The organism is Sphingomonas sp. GW821-FHT03E12 (genome assembly GCF_059420685.1).
This window is the reverse complement of the sequence record NZ_JBWKUF010000004.1, coordinates 103346-119533: the sequence shown is the minus strand read 5'-3', so window position 1 is coordinate 119533 and position 16188 is coordinate 103346. Positions and strand designations below refer to the sequence as shown.

Below are 16188 nucleotides of genomic sequence, written 5' to 3'. Positions count from 1 at the left end.
CCCATTCCCCAGATTAAAGCCGGCACAGGCCGAGGATCGCCTCGGGCATGGCCGACAAACTAACTTCCGCTTCCACCCCGCCCGCTTCCATCGCGGCGCGCGGCATTCCGTAGACGACGCAGCTCTCCCGGCTCTGGCCGAGCGTGCGGGCACCGGCATCGCGCATCGCGCGAAGCCCCAGGGCGCCGTCGCTTCCCATGCCGGTCAGGATCACCCCCACCCCGCGCGACCCCAAAGGCGCGATCGAGCGGAACAGCATGTCGACCGACGGGCGATGCCCTGTCACCGGATCGCCCGGGAGCAGACGGATGGTGCCGCTGCTGCCGCCGACAAGCTCCATGTGCCGCTCCCCGCCCGGCGCGATGTAGACGGTGCCGCGTTGCAGCTGCATGCCGTGCTCCGCCTCGACCACCTTGACCCGGCTGTCGCGGTCCATGCGGACGGCGAAGCCGTTGGTGAAGGCGGCGGGCATGTGCTGGACGACCAGCACCGGCGGGCAATCGGGCGGAAGCGCCGCGACCAGCGCGAACAACGCCTCGACGCCGCCGGTGGAGGCGCCGATCGCGATGACCACGTCGCGCAGCCTGCCCCCCGCAGCGAGCTGAGCAGGCGGCGCGGGCGCACGGCGGACCGAGGACCGCGCGGCGGCCTTCACCATCTTGCGCAGCAGCGCGCCGTTCTGCGCCATCTCCTGCGCATTGCCCGAAGGTTTGGCGATGCAGTCGACCGCGCCCAGACGGAGCGCCTCGATCGTCGCTTCGGCGCCGCGCGCGGTCAGCGTCGAGCACATGACGACCGGCATCGGCCGCAGCCGCATGATCTTTTCGAGAAAGGACAGCCCGTCCATCCCCGGCATCTCGATGTCCAGCGTCACCACATCGGGGTTCAGCGTCTTGATCATCTCGCGTGCGGCATGAGGTTCGGGCGCCGTGCCGACCACTTCAATCAACGGATCGCTGGCAAGCAGCCGGGACAGCATCGCGCGCATGCTCGGGCTGTCGTCGACGATCAGGACACGCGTCGGCGCGGCAGAAGCAAGTTCGCTCATCGCGCGCCTCCCTTCTTGACGTAGATGGTCTGGCCTGCGGGGGTCATCGCCGCCGCGGCCGGACCGATCAGACGTTCCGAATGGCCGATATAGAGCGTGCCGCCGGGCGCGAGCATCTCGACGAAGCGCGCCTCCAGCTCCGCTTTCGCCTTGTCGTCGAAATAGATCATGACGTTACGGCAGAAGATGACGTCATAGGCCTGGCGCATCGGCCAGGGCTGGAACAGGTTCAGCACGCGCGCCGTCACCAGCGACCGCAGCGGCTCCGCCACCACATGGCTGTCGGTGCCGTCCTGACGCAGCCACTGGCGGCGATAGGCGGCGGGGATCGGCTGGACCGTGCTTGACGCATAGCGCGCATCGCTGACCGCCTGAACGACATGCGGCGCGATATCGGTGGCGAGCAGGCGCACATCGCCTTGCTTCAGCCAGGCTGCGCTCGATCCGCTTTCCCCGGCCAGAATCATCGCGATCGAATAGACTTCCTCGCCGCTCGAACAGCCCGCCGACCAGATGCGCACCTTGTGCCCCGCCCGCGCCCGCGCCTGCAGGCCGGGCAACACCCGATCGCGCAGATCGTCGAAATGGTGGTTCTCGCGGAAGAAATGCGTGTGGTTGGTGGTCAGCGCGACCACCATCGCCGCGCGCTCCTTCGCATCACCACGGACCAGCGCGAGATAGTCGGCGAAGCGCGTCAGCCCGTGTTCGCGCAGCCGGCGGCTGAGGCGCGAATGGACGAGGGTCATCTTCGCCTCCACCAGGTGGATGCGTGCGTCCTGCTGCATGATCGCGGCGATCTCGCGGAACTGGGCCGTCGTCAGCTCAGCCGATGCGGTGAGCGGCGACACGGGCCCGCGCGCATCGCCATGGGTGGCGAGGGCCTGGTTCACGCGGCGAGGTCCATCACCTGCCGGGTGAGGCTCAGCGCATCGAGGTCGAGCAGCAGCACCATGGTCTCGGCTTCACCGGCATCCGCGGTGCGGCGCTCGATGCGGACCAGGCCCGCGATCGCGCTCTGCTCGCTTACCTCGACATCGGGCGCGGGCTGCACGTCGGCACCGTCGATCGCGACGATGTCGGCAACCTCATCGACCAGAAAACCCGCCTGCCGCTCACCGATCGCAACGACCAGGATGCACGACCGCGAATGGAGCACGCTTGGTGTCCAGCCCAGCCGTTCGGCAAGGCCCACCACCGGCACGACCGAGCCGCGCAGATTGGTGACGCCCTTGAGATAGCTCGGCACGCCGGGCAGCGGCGTCGGCTCTTCCCATTCGCGAATTTCGATCAGGGAACGCATGTCGATGCCGAACATCTGCTTGCCCAGCGTGAAGGTGACGATCTTGCGTTCGTTGCCTTCGGTTTCCTGCGTCTTGCTCATGCCGCCATTCCTTTCAGGGCGAATTTGGAGCCGGCCGGGACGACCAGCGCGTCGATGTCGAGGATGAGGGCGATCGAGCCGTCGCCGAGTACGGTGGCGCCGCCCAGCCCGCGGATCGGGTGGAGATTGTCCTCAAGGCTCTTGATGACGACCTCGCGCCGGTTATCGATCGTGTCGACCATCAGCCCGACATGGCCGGCCACCTCGCTCTCCACGATGATCACAAGGCAATCCTCGGGGTCGCTGCCACAGGGCAGGCCGAACATGTCGCCCACCCGCCGCACGGGCAGATAGTTGCCACGCAGCTCGATGACCTCCGAATGCGGCGAGGTCGCGCGCACCTGTCCCGGCGCCGGCTGAACCGTTTCGACGACATTGGCGAGCGGCAGCACGAACCGCTGCTTGCCCAGCCGCACGATCATCCCGTCGAGGATCGCCAGCGTCAGCGGCAGCGCCATGGTGAAGGTCGTCCCCTGCCCCGGCACCGAGTGGATCTCCAGCCGCCCGCCAAGCGCCTCGACGTTCGATCGCACCACATCCATGCCGACCCCGCGGCCCGAGATGTTCGAGATGCTCTCCGCCGTCGAGAACCCCGGCGCGCAGATCAGCCCGTCAATCTCCTCGTCGGACAGCTGCGCATCCGCTGCGATGATCCCGCGCTCGATCGCCTTGGCCCGCACCCGCTCGCGGTTGATGCCGCGCCCGTCATCGGCGACGCGCACGACGATGCGCGCGCCCTTCTGCTCGGCCGACAGGCGGATCGTGCCGCCCGCGGGCTTGCCGGCGGCGATGCGCTCCTCGGCGCTCTCGATGCCATGATCGACCGCGTTGCGGATCATGTGGGTCAGCGGGTCGCCGATCTTCTCGATCACGCCCTTGTCCACCTCGGTCATCTCGCCGGTGGTGACGAGCGTCACCTGCTTGCCCGTCTCTGCCATCAGATCGCGCAGCATGCGCGGGACGCGGGAAAAGGCCTGGCGGATCGGCTGGGCGCGAAGCGACATGACATTGTCCTGGATCTGCCGCGTCAGGCGCGACAGTTCGGGCAGCTCGACGCGCTCCTGATCGGCGGGCGACAGGCGATCTGAGAGGATCGACCCACGAATGACCAGTTCGCCGACCAGATTGAGCAGCTGATCGAGCTTGCCGAGATCGACGCGGATGCTCTGCGCGGGCGCTTCGGCCTTGGGCTTTTCGGCAACGGCAGCGGGGACATTGTCCGCCACCAGCGTCAACGCCGGGCGTTCCGGCTCGACGCTGACCGCCGGCGCTGCGAGCATCTCGACCGCGACCGGATCGGCCGCCGCAACTTCATCCCGCCCGATCTCGATCAGCGAATCCGGCGCGACGAAGTCGAAGCAATCGCGGATCGCCTGTTCCTCGACCGTCGCAGGCAGGCTGACCGTCCAGATCAGATAGCCGTCCTCGGGATCGAGGTCGCGCAGGCCCGGCAGACGGCTGGTGTCGACATGGGCGACGGTGCCGCCCATCTCTTCCAGCTCGCGGATCACCAGCATCGGTTCGCCGCCATTGGCCATCGCCGCACGCGACGGGCCGAAGCGCACCGTCCAGCCCTGCGGCTCGGGAGCGCTCAAATCCTCGAGCTCGACCGTCACCGGCTCGAAACCGAACGGATCGAACTCCTCGACCACCGCCATCACCGGGGTGAAACCGAAATCATCATCGGCCTCCGCGACGGGCACAGGCGCAGGTTCGGCAACCGCAGCGGCCGTGGGCACACCCTTGCTCGCCAGTACCGCCTCCAGCTGTTCCAGCATCGCCGCGTCGTCGGGCAGATCCTGGGTCCCCTGCGCCGCCGCGACATGGTCCGAAAGGATGTCGAAGGCGTTGAGCATGATGCGCGTGACGTCGGCGCTGGCGGCGATATGCCCGGCCCGCACCTCGTCCAGCACATTCTCGAACCGGTGCGAGAAAGCCTGCAAGGCGCCGTGGCCGAACGCGCCGGAGCCGCCCTTGATCGAATGGACCGCACGGAACACGCCCGCGATCACGTCAGCCGACGTGTCGCCCGATGCCATGGCGGACAGACCTGCTTCGGCGGTTGCGAGCCCCTCGGCGCATTCCTCGAAGAAGATTCCCTGGATCTCGTCCAGCTCGTCGCCGCCGCTCACGGGCACACGCGGCGGATCGCCGCTCCCAGCTTGGTCGCCTCGAACGGTTTGGTGATCCAGCCGGTGGCACCCGCTTCGCGAGCGCGGGTCTTCTTGTCGTCCGAGAATTCGGTCGACAGCACCAGGATCGGCGTCCCGCGGAACTCGGGAACCGCGCGCACCGCCTCGATCAGCTCGAACCCGTCCATGCGGGGCATGTTGATGTCGGTGATCAGCAGGTCAGGCTTGACCTCGTGCATGCGCTCCAGCCCATGCGCACCATCGTCGGCACTCTCGATGCGAAAGCCCTGCGCGGTCAGCGATGCCTTCAGCAGCATCCGCATCGACGCGCTATCATCGACGGTCAGGATCAGTTTGCTCACGAAAGATGGTCCTCTTTCACAGAAAGGCCGATGGCCGGCGCCAGCCCGCAGGCGGTCACGCGGTCGACAAAGGCGGGGCTGGGATTGCGGATGACGAAGGACTGGCCCTGCGCTTCCGCTTCCGCCCGGGCGGCGAGCAGCAGTTGCAGGACCGCCTGGCCGACGCTTTCCACCGCGCCGGCATCGACCTCCATCGCGCCGTCGAAATCGCTCGCCAGCACCATGCGCACGCGCAGGTCCTCGGCAGTCACGGTCGTGCCATGAGGCGGCAGGATCAGGGCGCGATCCTGAACGGCTGCATCCAGCTCGGCTGAATCAGGCAGGCTTTGCATTGAGCTGCTCCTTCACATCGTCGAGCGCGGCTTCGAGCTGCGCGAATGAGGGGGCGTAGGCGGACGGGGTCATGCGGCGCGCCAGTTCGATCGCCACCTGGGTCGGCTGCCCCTGAGCGTGACCGACGATGGCGGTCTTCACGATCAGATAGGGCTTGAAGTCGGCGTCGATGATCTGCTGCAGCTTCGACGCGATCGGGCCGACCAGACAGTAGGCGAGCAACACGCCCAGGAAGGTACCGACCAGCGCGCCGCCGATCATCGCACCCAGCACCTCGGTCGGCTGGTCGATCGAGCTCATCGTCTTGATGACGCCCAGAACCGCCGCGACGATACCCAGTGCGGGGAGGCCGTCGGCCATGATCTGGATCGCATGCTGGGGCTGAAGTTCCTCGGCATGGTGGCGCTCGATATCGCCTTCCATGGCCTCGGCCATCTGGTGAGGGTCCTCGAAATTGACCGTCATCATCCGCAGGTAATCGCAGATGAACTCGATCAGCCCCTCGTCCTTGAGCAGCTTGGGGTAGCGGGTGAAGATGCTGCTTTCTTCGGGCTGGTCGAGATGCTTCTCGATCGCGTTGGCGCCGTCCTTCCGGAAGGTCGACAACAGCGTGTAGAGCAGCGCCAGCAGGTCGCGGAAATCGGCCTCGGTCCAGCGCACGCCCTTGAACACGCGCACGGTGCCCTTCCACGCCTTCTTCACCGTGGCCAGCGAATTGCCGAGGATGAAGGCGCCGACCGCAGCGCCGGCGATCGCGAGCATTTCGTGCGGCAGCGCGTGCATGATGACGGCAAGGTTGCCGCCCGACAGCAGGAAGCTGCCGAACACGCACAGCAGAATGATGACGAGGCCGATTGCGTTGAGCATGGATCAGTCCGGTGAGAATGGTGGCCGAAGCCGATGGACTGATTATAGGCCGCTCGCCCGCGCTCCCGGGCGTCCGAGCATATTTTTCGATGCCGGCACGCACGCGATCCCGAAAGTTGGAGTCGCGCCGACCGCCTCGGGATCGTTCATCCTATAATGGACGGGTACCCATGCCCGGAGCGCTCAATGTCTCTCAATGCCTATCGCCGCGCGCAGGAAATCGCCGCGACCCCGCGCGGTACCGAATACCGCCTGATGAGCCAGGTCACCGCCGAACTGCTCGCGGCCCGGGACGCAGGCCTTACGGGCGTCGGCCTGATGCCCGCGCTGCACCATAACCGCCGCGTCTGGACCGCCTTCTCGACGCTCTGTGCCGATCCCGAGAACCAGCTGCCCGAAGAGCTGCGCGCGCGCATCATCTCGATCGCGATGTGGGTGGAGCGGCATACGTCCGATGTGGTGCGTGGGCGGGAGTCGATCGATGATCTGATCCTAGTTAATCGCGCGATTATCGAGGGACTTTCCAACGAAAACAGGGATGCTGTCTGAGTTGATCGTTACGTTTTCGTAATCATCTTATTTTTCCAATAGTTTTCAAACATCTAAGTTTATTTCCCCAAAATTCACGATGCTTAACGTGTCGGAAATATTTACAATTCCTGTCAAAGACCGCATTCGCGCCCCGTCGGCATGCTGCTGTGCCGTGTCACGCATTGCGAGCGGGGGAATGAAAACCGTGAGACAACCGCCGCTAAGCGCGAGCGGAACCCTATCTGTCCGTCTGACGCCGGCAGTCCCCTCGCTTGTCGCACTGGCCCTGATCATTTGCGTGGCGGTTCTGGTCGGCTGGTTCACGAACAACCTGGGAATTGCGAGCTTCGGCCGCAACGAAATCCTCATGCAGCCCTGGACCGCGGTCGGCTGCATCGGTCTCGCAACATCCTTCTTCTGCGCCGCCAGCGGCCATTCCACCACCGCGCGCGCGCTCGCGCTCATCCCGCTGTTCGTCGCGATCTCGGCGCTCGCGCAGGAATGGAGCGGTGCGCGATGGCCGCTCGACCAGCTCCTCTCCTCCCACAGCATCCAGGATCAGCCGCGCATCAACCCCGGCCGCCCCGGCATGATGCCCGCCTTGTCGCTGCTGCTGTTGACGCTCGCGTCGCTCGCGACGACCTGCCGTCTCAAACCGGTCCAGAGCATGATCACGGGCCTTGCCTGTCTCGCCTTCTCGATCGCGATCATCTCGGGCATGCTGCTCCCGCTGGGCGTGGCTTCTCCCGCACTGGAAACGCGAAGGGCGCTGATGTCGGTGCCGACCGCGACCACGCTGATCGCCATCTCCATCGCGGTGATCGCACAGCGGCGGCACGTCGCCTGGTCCAACAATGTGCATTGCGGCATGCGGCGCCGGACGTTGCAATGGATCTTGATACCCTGCATCATGCTGCCGGTTGTTTCGGCGCTCTGGCAGCTGTCGATGTACAAGAACGGCCAGATCACGCAGGAAATGAGCGAGATCATCCAGGCGTCGGTGCAGGTCGCGATATCCTGCACGCTCATCGCCTGGGCATGGATCCGGATCGGGCGCGAAAGCACGACGCGCTGGGCGTTCAGCATCGCCGTCGATTCCGCCCCGATCGCCATCGCCGATATCGACGGCCGCATCATCCGGTGGTCGAAGGGATGCGAGCAGCTCTATGGCTGGGCAGCGGCCGAAGCGCGCGGACGGATCAAGCATGAGCTGACCGGCGCGGTGCTTCCGGCCGGACCGATGCGCCCGCTGACACCCGATTGCCCGCAGGAAGCCGAAATCACCGAGCGGCATCGCGACGGAACCCCGCTCCGCATTCTCGAATCGCGCCAGCTCGTCCAGCCGCGCGCCGACATCGATCCGATGGTCGTCCTCTCGATGAAGGATATTACCGAGCGCCAGCGTGCCGAGCAGGCGATGCGGGCGAGCGAAGCGCGGCTTGCGGCTGCTGCCGATCTGCATGAACTCGGCCTGTTCGAATGGACCCAGGCTGACGACAAGGTGCGCTTGTCCGCGCACGCGGAACATCTGTTCGGCCTCGAGCCCGGCACCTTCACCGGCGGCATGGAAGATTGGCGCGAGCTTGTCCGCCAGCGTTTCGGAGCGGACATCCTCTCCAATGAACCCCTGCCCGACTATCGCTGCCATCGCCGTCCCTTTCGACTCTGCTCGACGGAAAGGGAGCAGCCACTGGTCGTGGAAGGATCGATCTTCTTTCATGACCAGCCCGGCGCCGAAGGCCTGTCGATGGTCGGCATCATCATGGACGCCACCGAACGCGAGCGGCGGACCGAGATGCTCGCAGCTCGGGAATTCGAGCTTCGATCCATTCTGGAAACGGTTCCAGAAGCCATGATCACGGTCGATGAGGCGGGTCAGGTCCGCTCCTTCTCCACCGCGGCGGAACGGCTGTTCGGCTTTGCCGCCGAAGAGGTGACCGGCCGGGACATCCGCACCCTGCTCCCCGACTATGCGAAGGCAGCAACCGGCCCCCGATCCGCCGTCGCGAGGCACTCCAGCCCCGCCAAGGCGTCTCCGCCGCAGACGACGGACGGCCGCGACCGTGAAGGCAATGCCATGCCCGTGGAATTGGTCGTCGGCGAAACCACGATCGGCAACGAGCATATCTCGATCGCCTTCGTCCGCAGCCTGCGCGAACAGATCGCCACTCAGGCGCGCCTCAACGAACTGCACGGGGAGCTTCTCCACGCCTCGCGCGTGAGCGCGATGGGCGAAATGGGAGCGGGCCTGGCGCATGAACTCAATCAGCCGCTGACCGCCACCGCCAATTTCCTGGGCGCCGCGCATATGCGGCTGGGCATGGGCGGGTCCGCGGAGCAGCTTCGCGAACTGGTCGATCTTGCCAATCAGGAGGTGTTGCGCGCCGGGGAGATCATCCGCCGGATGCGCGCCTTCGTCGCGCGCGGGGATCTCGACATCCGCCCGCTGGCGATCAACACGCTGATCGCCGATGGCCTGCAGCTTGCCTGGTCGGGAACGCGGCATGCCGGCGTCAATCTGGTCTATCAGCCCGTCGCCACTGCCCCCGAAGTGGCGGTCGACAAGATCCAGATCCAGCAGGTTCTGGTCAATGTCATCAACAATTCGCTCGAAACCTTCGCCGACGACAACACCAAGAAGCCGGAGATCATCATCTCCGCCGTCGAGACTTCGGAAGAGAATGTCCTGATCCGATTGCTGGACAATGGCCCCGGCTTTCCGACCTCGATCATCGGTCGGCCGTTCGAGACCTTCATGTCAACCCGCTCCAACGGGCTGGGCCTCGGCCTTTCGATCTGCCGCCGCATCGTCGAGGCGCATGGCGGCACCGTCGCGCTGTCCAACCGGCCCGAAGGCGGCGCCGCGTTCGAATTCACCCTTCCCGTCTATCGCGCCCAGCGCGAGATGGACCTGAAGGCCGCGGGATGACCCAACGCAACATCTTCATCGTGGACGACGACGATTCGGTCCGGATGTCGCTCATGCATCTTCTGCGATTGCGGCCAGACCATGTGCTGCGTGATTTCCCCTCCGGTGATGCCTTTCTGGCCGAAGCGCCCGCCCTGCCCTCCGGTTGCCTGCTGCTTGACCTCCAGATGCCCGGCACCAGCGGCATCGGCGTGCTGGAGGCCCTCGCCGCATATAGCGAGCGTTTCGGCACGGTCGTGCTGACCGGGGAAGGCGATGTCAGCCTGGCGGTACAGGCCATGAAGCTCGGCGCGCTCGATTTCCTCGAAAAGCCCTGCAACCATATGCGCCTGTTCGAGGCGATCGACACGGCCTTCACCCAGCAGGCCCAGTCCCAGCAGGCGGCGACGCGGCGATCGCAGGCGGTCGCAAAGATCAACTCGCTCTCGGTCCGCGAGCGCGACGTGTTGATCGGGCTGATGGACGGGCGATCGAACAAGCTGATCGCCCATGATCTGGGGATCAGCCCCCGGACCATCGAGATCTACCGCGCGAAGCTGATGGAGAAGCTCAACGTCCGCAGCCTCTCCGAAGCGCTGGGCATCGCCTTTGCGGCCGGCCTCTATCCCGAGGACTGAGCACCGGCCGCGGCCATTCAGAACTCCAGATAGAGATCGACATAGCCGTAGCGCGTGTCGCCGGTCGCGGGCGCATTGGCCGCATCGGTCAGGAATCGGCCCTTCGCCAGATAGGCGACGCCGGTGTCGATCCGCACCAGATCGGGAACCAGCCAGCGGCGCAGGCGCGCGTCGATCTGATGGCCGGCGAACCGCCCTGCCCGCCCCGCTGCGTCCCGGACGCCGGTCGCTGCAAAGCTGTCGGTGCGCGAGTTGAGCCAGAGCGCGCGGTAGGTCAGCATCACGTCGGACGACTTGCCCGGCTTGGCCTCAAAGCGCATCCCGCCCGACATCATGTTGTAGCGGTGGACCGGGCCATAGATCGCCGTCGGCCCGAAATCGAAGCGCCGCGCGCCAAAGAGCGTGTCGAAGCGATTATAGCTGCGCGCCTCGGCGCGGTCGCCGCTCGCCAGGTCGAAAAGCCCCGCCACCCGCGGCTGCCAGCCGCCGCTCCAGGTCCGGCCGAGTTCGGCATGGATCAGATAGGCCGAGACATCGAGATCGGTGAGGTCGTTCGCGCGGGTCGATCCGCGGGTCTCGCCGAACTGATAGGCGCCTTCCAGATCGTAATCGATGCGCCCTGCCTTGGGTTTGCGGAAGGCGCGCAGACCGGGGGTCACCAGCCTGCGGTTGCGCGTCAGCCGGTCCGCCGAATCCCGTTCGAGCAGGCCATAGGCATAGACTTCCAGCGTTCCGCCGAAGACGCTGCCCTTGGTGAAGCTGCCGCCGAAGAATTGCAGCGCGCTGCTTTCCCTGTCCCATTTGACGCCATTGTCGAAGATGCCGTCGCGATCGTCAGGCAGGCGGATCTGCGGCATCGCCCACAGCAAGGTCAGCCGGTCGCCCCCCTTGCCGTTCAGGATCAGGTTCGCGCCGGTGAAGGCGTTGCTGGTGTTGCGGAAGGTCTGCCGCGCGACGAGGCGCCGCGAGCCGATGTCCATCGTGAACCGGCCTGCCGTCAGCGCGCCGCTGACCTTGCCGCCCAGGCTGAAATCGACGCCGGCATAGGCCTGTACCAGTTCGAGCGCGTTGACTTCGCTGGTCCCGGCAGAAGAGTTCTTCTTCTGGCCATAGCCCCGCGCGTCCCAGATTTCGCCGCCGACGCGGACCGGGCCGCCATCATAGTCGACCAGCAGGGTGGTCTTGAGCGACCAGAGGAAGTCGCTTTCCGCGGCATCGGGCCGGAACTGGCCGTCAATCCCCTCGATCCGCGACCGGACCATGCCCTTGATGGTCAGTTCGTCGGGTGCGCCCAGCGCCTCGTGCAGCGTCTGGCCAGCGATTGCCGGGCCGCTCTGCCCGCAGAGCAGCAGCGCAGCCGTCAGGCAGGCCGCGGCCCCGCGCGGGGTACGAAGCGAAAGGAAGCGGCGCGCGCCAGGCTGGCGCGCCGCGGTCGAGGCGTAAGACATGAAGGAAACTCCAGGGACGATGATCCCTTATAGAAGAGCGGATCGTGCCTGCGGCGGCGGCGCGGTGAAATCTTGCGGCCCGTTCGAACCGCACAAAATAATGGGCGCCGAGGCGCCCAGAAGATGATTATCCTATATTTCTATTCCAGCCAGCGGATCAGTGCACCGTCGGGCGGGCAGGTGCAAGGTCGCGATATTCCGCCATAATGGCGAAGCGCGGGTCGACATCGGCCAGTTCGGCCATCGCCTTGGCGGCACGCTTGGCGATCTGGCGCACACGCTCCTTGTTGACGCTGGTATCTCCCTCGATCGCATCGAGCGTCGAGATGTCGAACAGCCGCCGCTCGACCACTTCGCGATTGTGGAGCAGGCGCATTTCCAGCTCGGCCATTGCCGCCGGATCGATGGCCAGATTCTCCGACCGCCACACCGACTGGCGCTGCTCCGCGGCGACCCGCTTCGCGGCGCGCTTGGGGCGGGCCTGACGGCGCATCCGGTCGAGCGCAACGTTGCGCAGATGCTCGATATAGCCGTCGATCAGCGTGACCGTCGCCGCTTCGGCGAGATAGGCCGAGGCCGCGGATTCGGTGCGGCTCAGCGCCTCCTCGTCCTCGATCAGCGAGATCGCGGAGATGTCCTCGCCGTCCTCGCCGATGCTGATCGCGTCGAGCGAGACGGTGGTCGCCTCGACCTTGCGCGCCGAGGGGCGCTGGTCGGTCATCAGGCGGAAGCGGAGGCTCTGCAGCTCGCCGCGCAGCTGCCAGTTCACGAAGGTGGTGAACTGCGCCTTCTCCGGGTCATAGGCTTCGATCGCGCGGTGCACCGCGATCGAGCAGACCTGCTCTGCATCCTCCCAGTGCCCGGCCAGCCCGTACTGACGGATGAAGTGGCGGATGCGCGGCGCGATGAGCGTCAGGATGCGGGCAAAGGCCTTGTCGATGGCGGCGCGCTGGCGGGCGGTCTGACGATCGCCTTCGGCGGGCAGATTTTCCTTAACGGTGGCGACGGCGGCTTCCAGCGCGATGGTGATCTTCGACATGTTCAGTCCTTCCGGTGTCGCGGCACCGCCCCCCGGCGCGCCCTTTCGACAGGACCGTTATCCTTTAAAATAGTTAACAAGCCTCTAATCCTATAATTCAACCATATTTATTTTCGTGAGGGGTCGCAGCCGGTCAGGCCGTGTCAGGCGTTGAAGCGCTCGGGGCGGATGTTGCGGCCGATATAGTCGAGCAGCCAGGTGCGGTGCGCGGTGGTGGCGCAGCCGCTGGCGGCGATCCGGCGATTGGCGCTGGCCGTCCCGATCTGGGCGTTGAGCAGTGTACGCGCGCGATCAGGATCCAGCCCGCCCTTGAGAAAGCGGATCGCGTCGCCACGCCCGAGATGGTGGCCAAGATAGGCGGCCTGGGCGAGCGCCTGCGCCCCCGGCTTCCCGCCCTCGCCCAGCGAGACGCCAGCGTTGCGCAGCGAATCCAGATTGGCCTTGGCATAGTCCGCGGTCGCCTGGATCGCGGCGTCGGGATCGTAGCGCAGCGCGAGCAGCGCCGCCTTGTTCTCGCCCCTCACCTTGCCGCGATCGTTGAGCCAGCCCTGCTGCCGCGCGACAGTGTTCAGCCAGGTCCCTTCGCGCTCGGCTTCGCCGCGCCATGTGCCGCTCAGAAACTGGCCAAGACCCGCCGCGCTGGAGCGCGGATTGCGCGAATAGGGCAGCCAGCGCCCATCCGGCCCCTTTGCCGCTTCGGCATGGACGATCGTCGCAAGCGCCGCGACCGGCAGGCCGGTACGCTCGGCGGCTGCCCGCAGCGTTCCGACATAGGCGGCATTCGGACCATAGCCGCGTGCACCGGCGGAAGTTGCAGACTCCTCCGAAGCCCCCCGTCCCTCCCAGCGCACCGGCGTCTCCGCTGATGGCCGATCCCGTTCGGGAGCGGGTGACGCGATCTGTGCCGGCGCCGGTTTCGGTGGCGCAGCGTCCGTCCGTTCCTCCAGCAACGAAAGCAGCAGGTCGAGGCTCATCGGCAGATCGGGCTCGCTGGACGCAGGCTTTGTGCCCGTGTCATCGCTGCCCAGCGCCGCACGCCACAGGCGGCCCGCCATCTCGCTGCGCGCATGGGCGTAGATGACCTGCGCCTTCTGCGTCGGATCGAGCCCGGACATGCCGGTCGCGGCGATCATCGCCCGCTCTTCCCGCGCGGGGTCCGGCGCGCCTTCAGGAACGCCACCGCCGAGCTGTCGTCGATCCCGGCCTGTTCGGCATTCGCGCTCTGGCGGTTCGCGTCCGCGACGAAGCCCTCGGCCGCGACCTCGATCGCGCGATACGCGCCATAGGCGCTCGCCGCCTTGCTGCGCAGCTGATCGAGCCGAGCACCCTGCGCCGCACCGTCGCGGATCAGGCGGTTCTGCTCGGCGCGGATACGCTCCATATAGGCGTGGGAGGACATGCTGAGGTCCGCCGCCGCCACGTCGGCCTCGCGGATGATGCTGGTCCGCACCTCCTCACGCGCCTGATCGATCTGGTTGAGCAGATTGACCTGCACATTGATCGCCACGCTCATCGCGTCGATCTCGCGCCGCTGGACACGGATCGCGGCGTCATAGGGGGTCTTCATCCTTCGTCTCCAACCAGCGCCGCGAGGTTCGCAAAGCTCTCCTGCGCGAAGCCGCGCTCCTGCTTGCCCTGCTTCAGCAGCGTCTCGATCTGCGGGGCGAGCGCGACGGCGCGGTCGACCTCTTCGCTCGATCCGGCGCGATAGGCGCCCAGCCGGACCATCTCCTCCATGTCGCGAAAGGTGGACAGCTCGCGCCTCGCGGCCAGCCGCACGCGGTTCTCCTCCTCCGACAGGCAATGCGGCAGCGTGCGCGAAACCGATTTGAGCACGTCGATCGCTGGATAACGGCCGCGCTCGGCGATCTGGCGGGTGATGACGACATGGCCGTCCAGGATGCCGCGCACGGCGTCCGCCACCGGCTCGTTATGATCGTCGCCATCGACCAGCACGGTGAACAGGCCGGTGATGCTCCCCTGCCCCGGCAGCCCCGGCCCGGCGCGCTCGAGCATCCGCGGCAGCTCGGCAAAGACGGTCGGCGTATAGCCCTTGGTCGCGGGCGGCTCGCCACTCGCCAGGCCGATCTCGCGCTGGGCCATCGCAAAGCGCGTGACCGAGTCCATCAGGCACAGGACGTTGAGCCCCTGATCGCGGAAATATTCGGCGATGGTCAGCGTCGTCCATGCCGCCTGCCGCCGCATCAGCGCCGGCTCGTCGGAGGTCGCGACGACCACGACGCTGCGCGCAAGCCCTTCGTCGCCAAGGTCGTCCTGCACGAATTCCTGCACTTCGCGGCCGCGCTCGCCGATCAGGCCGATCACCGCGACGTCGCAGTCGGTCCAGCGCGCCAGCATCGACAGCAGCACCGACTTGCCGACGCCGGATCCCGCGAACAGGCCAAGCCGCTGCCCCCGGCAGAGCGGTACGAACAGGTCGAGCGCGCGAACGCCGGTGCCGAGGCGCTCACCGACCCGCGCCCGGGCAGAGGCGGGCGGCGGCAGCGACTTGATCAGGCGCATGTCGGCGCCCTGCGCCATCGCGCCCTTGCCATCGATCGGGCGGCCAAGACCGTCGACCATACGGCCAAGCCAGCCGGCGCTGGGGCGCAGGCCGAACTGGGTGGCGGCCAGATCCGCACGCGTACCCGACGCGATGCCCTGCGGCTCGCTGAACGGCATGCAATGGGCAATACCATGGTCAAGGCCCGTGACCTCCGCCTCGACGCGACCCGACGGGGTATCGAGCTTCACCCGCGATCCGATCTGCGCGGCACCTGCCAGCCCCTCGACCTCGATCAGCGCGCCGCGCACGGCGACGACATGGCCGAAGCGGCGATCGGGGTTGAGCAGGCGCAGCCCTGCTGCCGCCGCTGCCAGTCTGGTCATCGGACGTCCTCCCGGAACAATCAGGAATGCGGAAAATCAGGCGGCGATGGCGGCCCGGTTCAGAACCTCTGCCTCATAGCCGATCAGCCAGCGGCAATCCGCCAGCGCCGGATAGAATTGCCCGGTCGCCACCTTCTGCGCGAAGCGGATGCACGCGGCCTTGGCCTCCTGCGCCTCCAGCACCGCCATCAGCCTTTCCAGCCGCTCGAGCAGCGCGTCCTGATGCGTCTTGAGGTCGCCCTGGTCGATATAGGCCATCATGCAGGCGAAATAGAGCTGGCGCGCGGGGCTGTCGGCCTCTTCGGGCTTCATCACGTCGCGGCCGCGCAGGACGGTGGCGTTGTTCTCCACCATCAGATCGGTGCGGCCGACCGAACGCAGAACAGCGCCGTTCACGATCACCGGTTCCCCGTTACGAAGCGAAATACGAAGCGTCATCCCACTGTCCCCACAAAGTCCATGGCCAGATTATAGGATGAAATCACCCGGCAGCTTTTGCCGGGCGCGGTATTTTTCGCCTCTCCTCGAACGGGGCCGCCGGAATCCCTCCTACAATAGTCACGTAATCGGGTCGGGCATGCCGAGCACGCCGCCCACGCATGGGAGAATGAT

The 16188-nt window shown here is 66.5% G+C and carries 16 protein-coding genes; 3 read left to right on the top strand and 13 right to left on the bottom strand.

Going from position 1 to position 16188, the window contains the following annotated elements; translation table 11 throughout:
• Window positions 1-13 precede the first annotated feature (13 nt).
• From AC07TU_RS13785 to motA, 7 genes are read right to left on the bottom strand one after another with little or no spacing between them, the layout of a single operon-like run.
• A complete protein-coding gene (locus tag AC07TU_RS13785) occupies window positions 14-1048 on the bottom strand; it encodes a protein-glutamate methylesterase/protein-glutamine glutaminase (RefSeq protein ID WP_495188493.1) in 1035 nt (344 codons plus the stop codon).
• A complete protein-coding gene (locus tag AC07TU_RS13780; RefSeq protein ID WP_495188492.1) occupies window positions 1045-1938 on the bottom strand; it encodes a CheR family methyltransferase in 894 nt (297 codons plus the stop codon). The genes AC07TU_RS13785 and AC07TU_RS13780 overlap by 4 nt, the downstream gene beginning before the upstream one ends.
• Complete coding sequence (locus AC07TU_RS13775) at window positions 1935-2429, bottom strand: chemotaxis protein CheW (RefSeq protein ID WP_495188491.1); 495 nt, start codon at window positions 2427-2429, stop codon at window positions 1935-1937. The genes AC07TU_RS13780 and AC07TU_RS13775 overlap by 4 nt, the downstream gene beginning before the upstream one ends.
• Window positions 2426-4567 carry a chemotaxis protein CheA gene (locus tag AC07TU_RS13770; RefSeq protein WP_495188490.1) on the bottom strand — a complete coding sequence of 714 codons (2142 nt, stop codon included), beginning with the start codon at window positions 4565-4567 and terminating at the stop codon, window positions 2426-2428. The genes AC07TU_RS13775 and AC07TU_RS13770 overlap by 4 nt, the downstream gene beginning before the upstream one ends.
• Window positions 4558-4923: a response regulator gene (locus tag AC07TU_RS13765; RefSeq protein ID WP_495188489.1), complete on the bottom strand. Its 366-nt coding sequence runs from the start codon at window positions 4921-4923 to the stop codon at window positions 4558-4560. The genes AC07TU_RS13770 and AC07TU_RS13765 overlap by 10 nt, the downstream gene beginning before the upstream one ends.
• A complete protein-coding gene (locus AC07TU_RS13760; protein ID WP_495188488.1) occupies window positions 4920-5255 on the bottom strand; it encodes an STAS domain-containing protein in 336 nt (111 codons plus the stop codon). The genes AC07TU_RS13765 and AC07TU_RS13760 overlap by 4 nt, the downstream gene beginning before the upstream one ends.
• Entirely contained in the window at window positions 5239-6123 is an 885-nt protein-coding gene (gene motA / locus AC07TU_RS13755) for a flagellar motor stator protein MotA (protein ID WP_495188487.1), read from the bottom strand. The genes AC07TU_RS13760 and motA overlap by 17 nt, the downstream gene beginning before the upstream one ends.
• 186 nt (window positions 6124-6309) lie before the next feature.
• Here motA and flaF point away from each other — a divergent pair, with 186 nt between their 5' ends.
• From flaF to AC07TU_RS13740, 3 genes are all read left to right on the top strand, one after another.
• Complete coding sequence (gene flaF / locus AC07TU_RS13750) at window positions 6310-6672, top strand: flagellar biosynthesis regulator FlaF (protein ID WP_495188486.1); 363 nt, start codon at window positions 6310-6312, stop codon at window positions 6670-6672.
• A 280-nt stretch (window positions 6673-6952) separates the two neighbouring features.
• Window positions 6953-9583, top strand: a complete 2631-nt coding sequence (locus AC07TU_RS13745; RefSeq protein ID WP_495188485.1) for a PAS domain-containing sensor histidine kinase — start codon at window positions 6953-6955, stop codon at window positions 9581-9583.
• On the top strand, window positions 9580-10200 hold the full coding sequence (locus tag AC07TU_RS13740; RefSeq protein WP_495188484.1) for a response regulator transcription factor: 621 nt from the start codon (window positions 9580-9582) through the stop codon (window positions 10198-10200). Before AC07TU_RS13745 ends, AC07TU_RS13740 begins: the two co-directional genes overlap by 4 nt.
• 17 nt (window positions 10201-10217) lie before the next feature.
• Here the strand turns inward: AC07TU_RS13740 and AC07TU_RS13735 are convergent, their stop codons facing one another.
• The 6 genes from AC07TU_RS13735 to AC07TU_RS13710 all read right to left on the bottom strand — a co-directional run bounded on the left by AC07TU_RS13735 (window position 10218) and on the right by AC07TU_RS13710 (window position 16014).
• Window positions 10218-11648: an alginate export family protein gene (locus AC07TU_RS13735; RefSeq protein ID WP_495188483.1), complete on the bottom strand. Its 1431-nt coding sequence runs from the start codon at window positions 11646-11648 to the stop codon at window positions 10218-10220.
• A 157-nt stretch (window positions 11649-11805) separates the two neighbouring features.
• Window positions 11806-12687, bottom strand: a complete 882-nt coding sequence (locus tag AC07TU_RS13730) for a sigma-70 family RNA polymerase sigma factor (protein ID WP_495188482.1) — start codon at window positions 12685-12687, stop codon at window positions 11806-11808.
• A 143-nt stretch (window positions 12688-12830) separates the two neighbouring features.
• Window positions 12831-13820: a peptidoglycan-binding protein gene (locus AC07TU_RS13725; RefSeq protein ID WP_495188481.1), complete on the bottom strand. Its 990-nt coding sequence runs from the start codon at window positions 13818-13820 to the stop codon at window positions 12831-12833.
• A complete protein-coding gene (locus tag AC07TU_RS13720; protein ID WP_495188480.1) occupies window positions 13817-14254 on the bottom strand; it encodes a hypothetical protein in 438 nt (145 codons plus the stop codon). Before AC07TU_RS13720 ends, AC07TU_RS13725 begins: the two co-directional genes overlap by 4 nt.
• On the bottom strand, window positions 14251-15576 hold the full coding sequence (gene fliI / locus AC07TU_RS13715) for a flagellar protein export ATPase FliI (RefSeq protein WP_495188479.1): 1326 nt from the start codon (window positions 15574-15576) through the stop codon (window positions 14251-14253). The genes AC07TU_RS13720 and fliI overlap by 4 nt, the downstream gene beginning before the upstream one ends.
• A 36-nt stretch (window positions 15577-15612) precedes the next feature.
• Window positions 15613-16014, bottom strand: coding sequence for a flagellar biosynthesis repressor FlbT (locus AC07TU_RS13710; RefSeq protein WP_495188478.1), 402 nt, complete (start codon window positions 16012-16014; stop codon window positions 15613-15615).
• Window positions 16015-16188 lie beyond the last annotated feature (174 nt).

Bases quoted from the DNA above. Each gene is read 5' to 3' on its own strand.
- AC07TU_RS13740 (WP_495188484.1), top strand. From the start codon at position 9,580: ATGACCCAACGCAACATCTTCATCGTGGACGACGACGATTCGGTCCGG.
- AC07TU_RS13725 (WP_495188481.1), bottom strand. From the start codon at position 13,820: ATGATCGCCGCGACCGGCATGTCCGGGCTCGATCCGACGCAGAAGGCG.
- AC07TU_RS13775 (WP_495188491.1), bottom strand. From the start codon at position 2,429: ATGAGCAAGACGCAGGAAACCGAAGGCAACGAACGCAAGATCGTCACC.
- AC07TU_RS13730 (WP_495188482.1), bottom strand. From the start codon at position 12,687: ATGTCGAAGATCACCATCGCGCTGGAAGCCGCCGTCGCCACCGTTAAG.
- AC07TU_RS13785 (WP_495188493.1), bottom strand. From the start codon at position 1,048: ATGAGCGAACTTGCTTCTGCCGCGCCGACGCGTGTCCTGATCGTCGAC.
- fliI (WP_495188479.1), bottom strand. From the start codon at position 15,576: ATGACCAGACTGGCAGCGGCGGCAGCAGGGCTGCGCCTGCTCAACCCC.
- motA (WP_495188487.1), bottom strand. From the start codon at position 6,123: ATGCTCAACGCAATCGGCCTCGTCATCATTCTGCTGTGCGTGTTCGGC.
- flaF (WP_495188486.1), top strand. From the start codon at position 6,310: ATGTCTCTCAATGCCTATCGCCGCGCGCAGGAAATCGCCGCGACCCCG.
- AC07TU_RS13760 (WP_495188488.1), bottom strand. From the start codon at position 5,255: ATGCAAAGCCTGCCTGATTCAGCCGAGCTGGATGCAGCCGTTCAGGAT.
- AC07TU_RS13710 (WP_495188478.1), bottom strand. From the start codon at position 16,014: ATGACGCTTCGTATTTCGCTTCGTAACGGGGAACCGGTGATCGTGAAC.
- AC07TU_RS13720 (WP_495188480.1), bottom strand. From the start codon at position 14,254: ATGAAGACCCCCTATGACGCCGCGATCCGTGTCCAGCGGCGCGAGATC.
- AC07TU_RS13735 (WP_495188483.1), bottom strand. From the start codon at position 11,648: ATGTCTTACGCCTCGACCGCGGCGCGCCAGCCTGGCGCGCGCCGCTTC.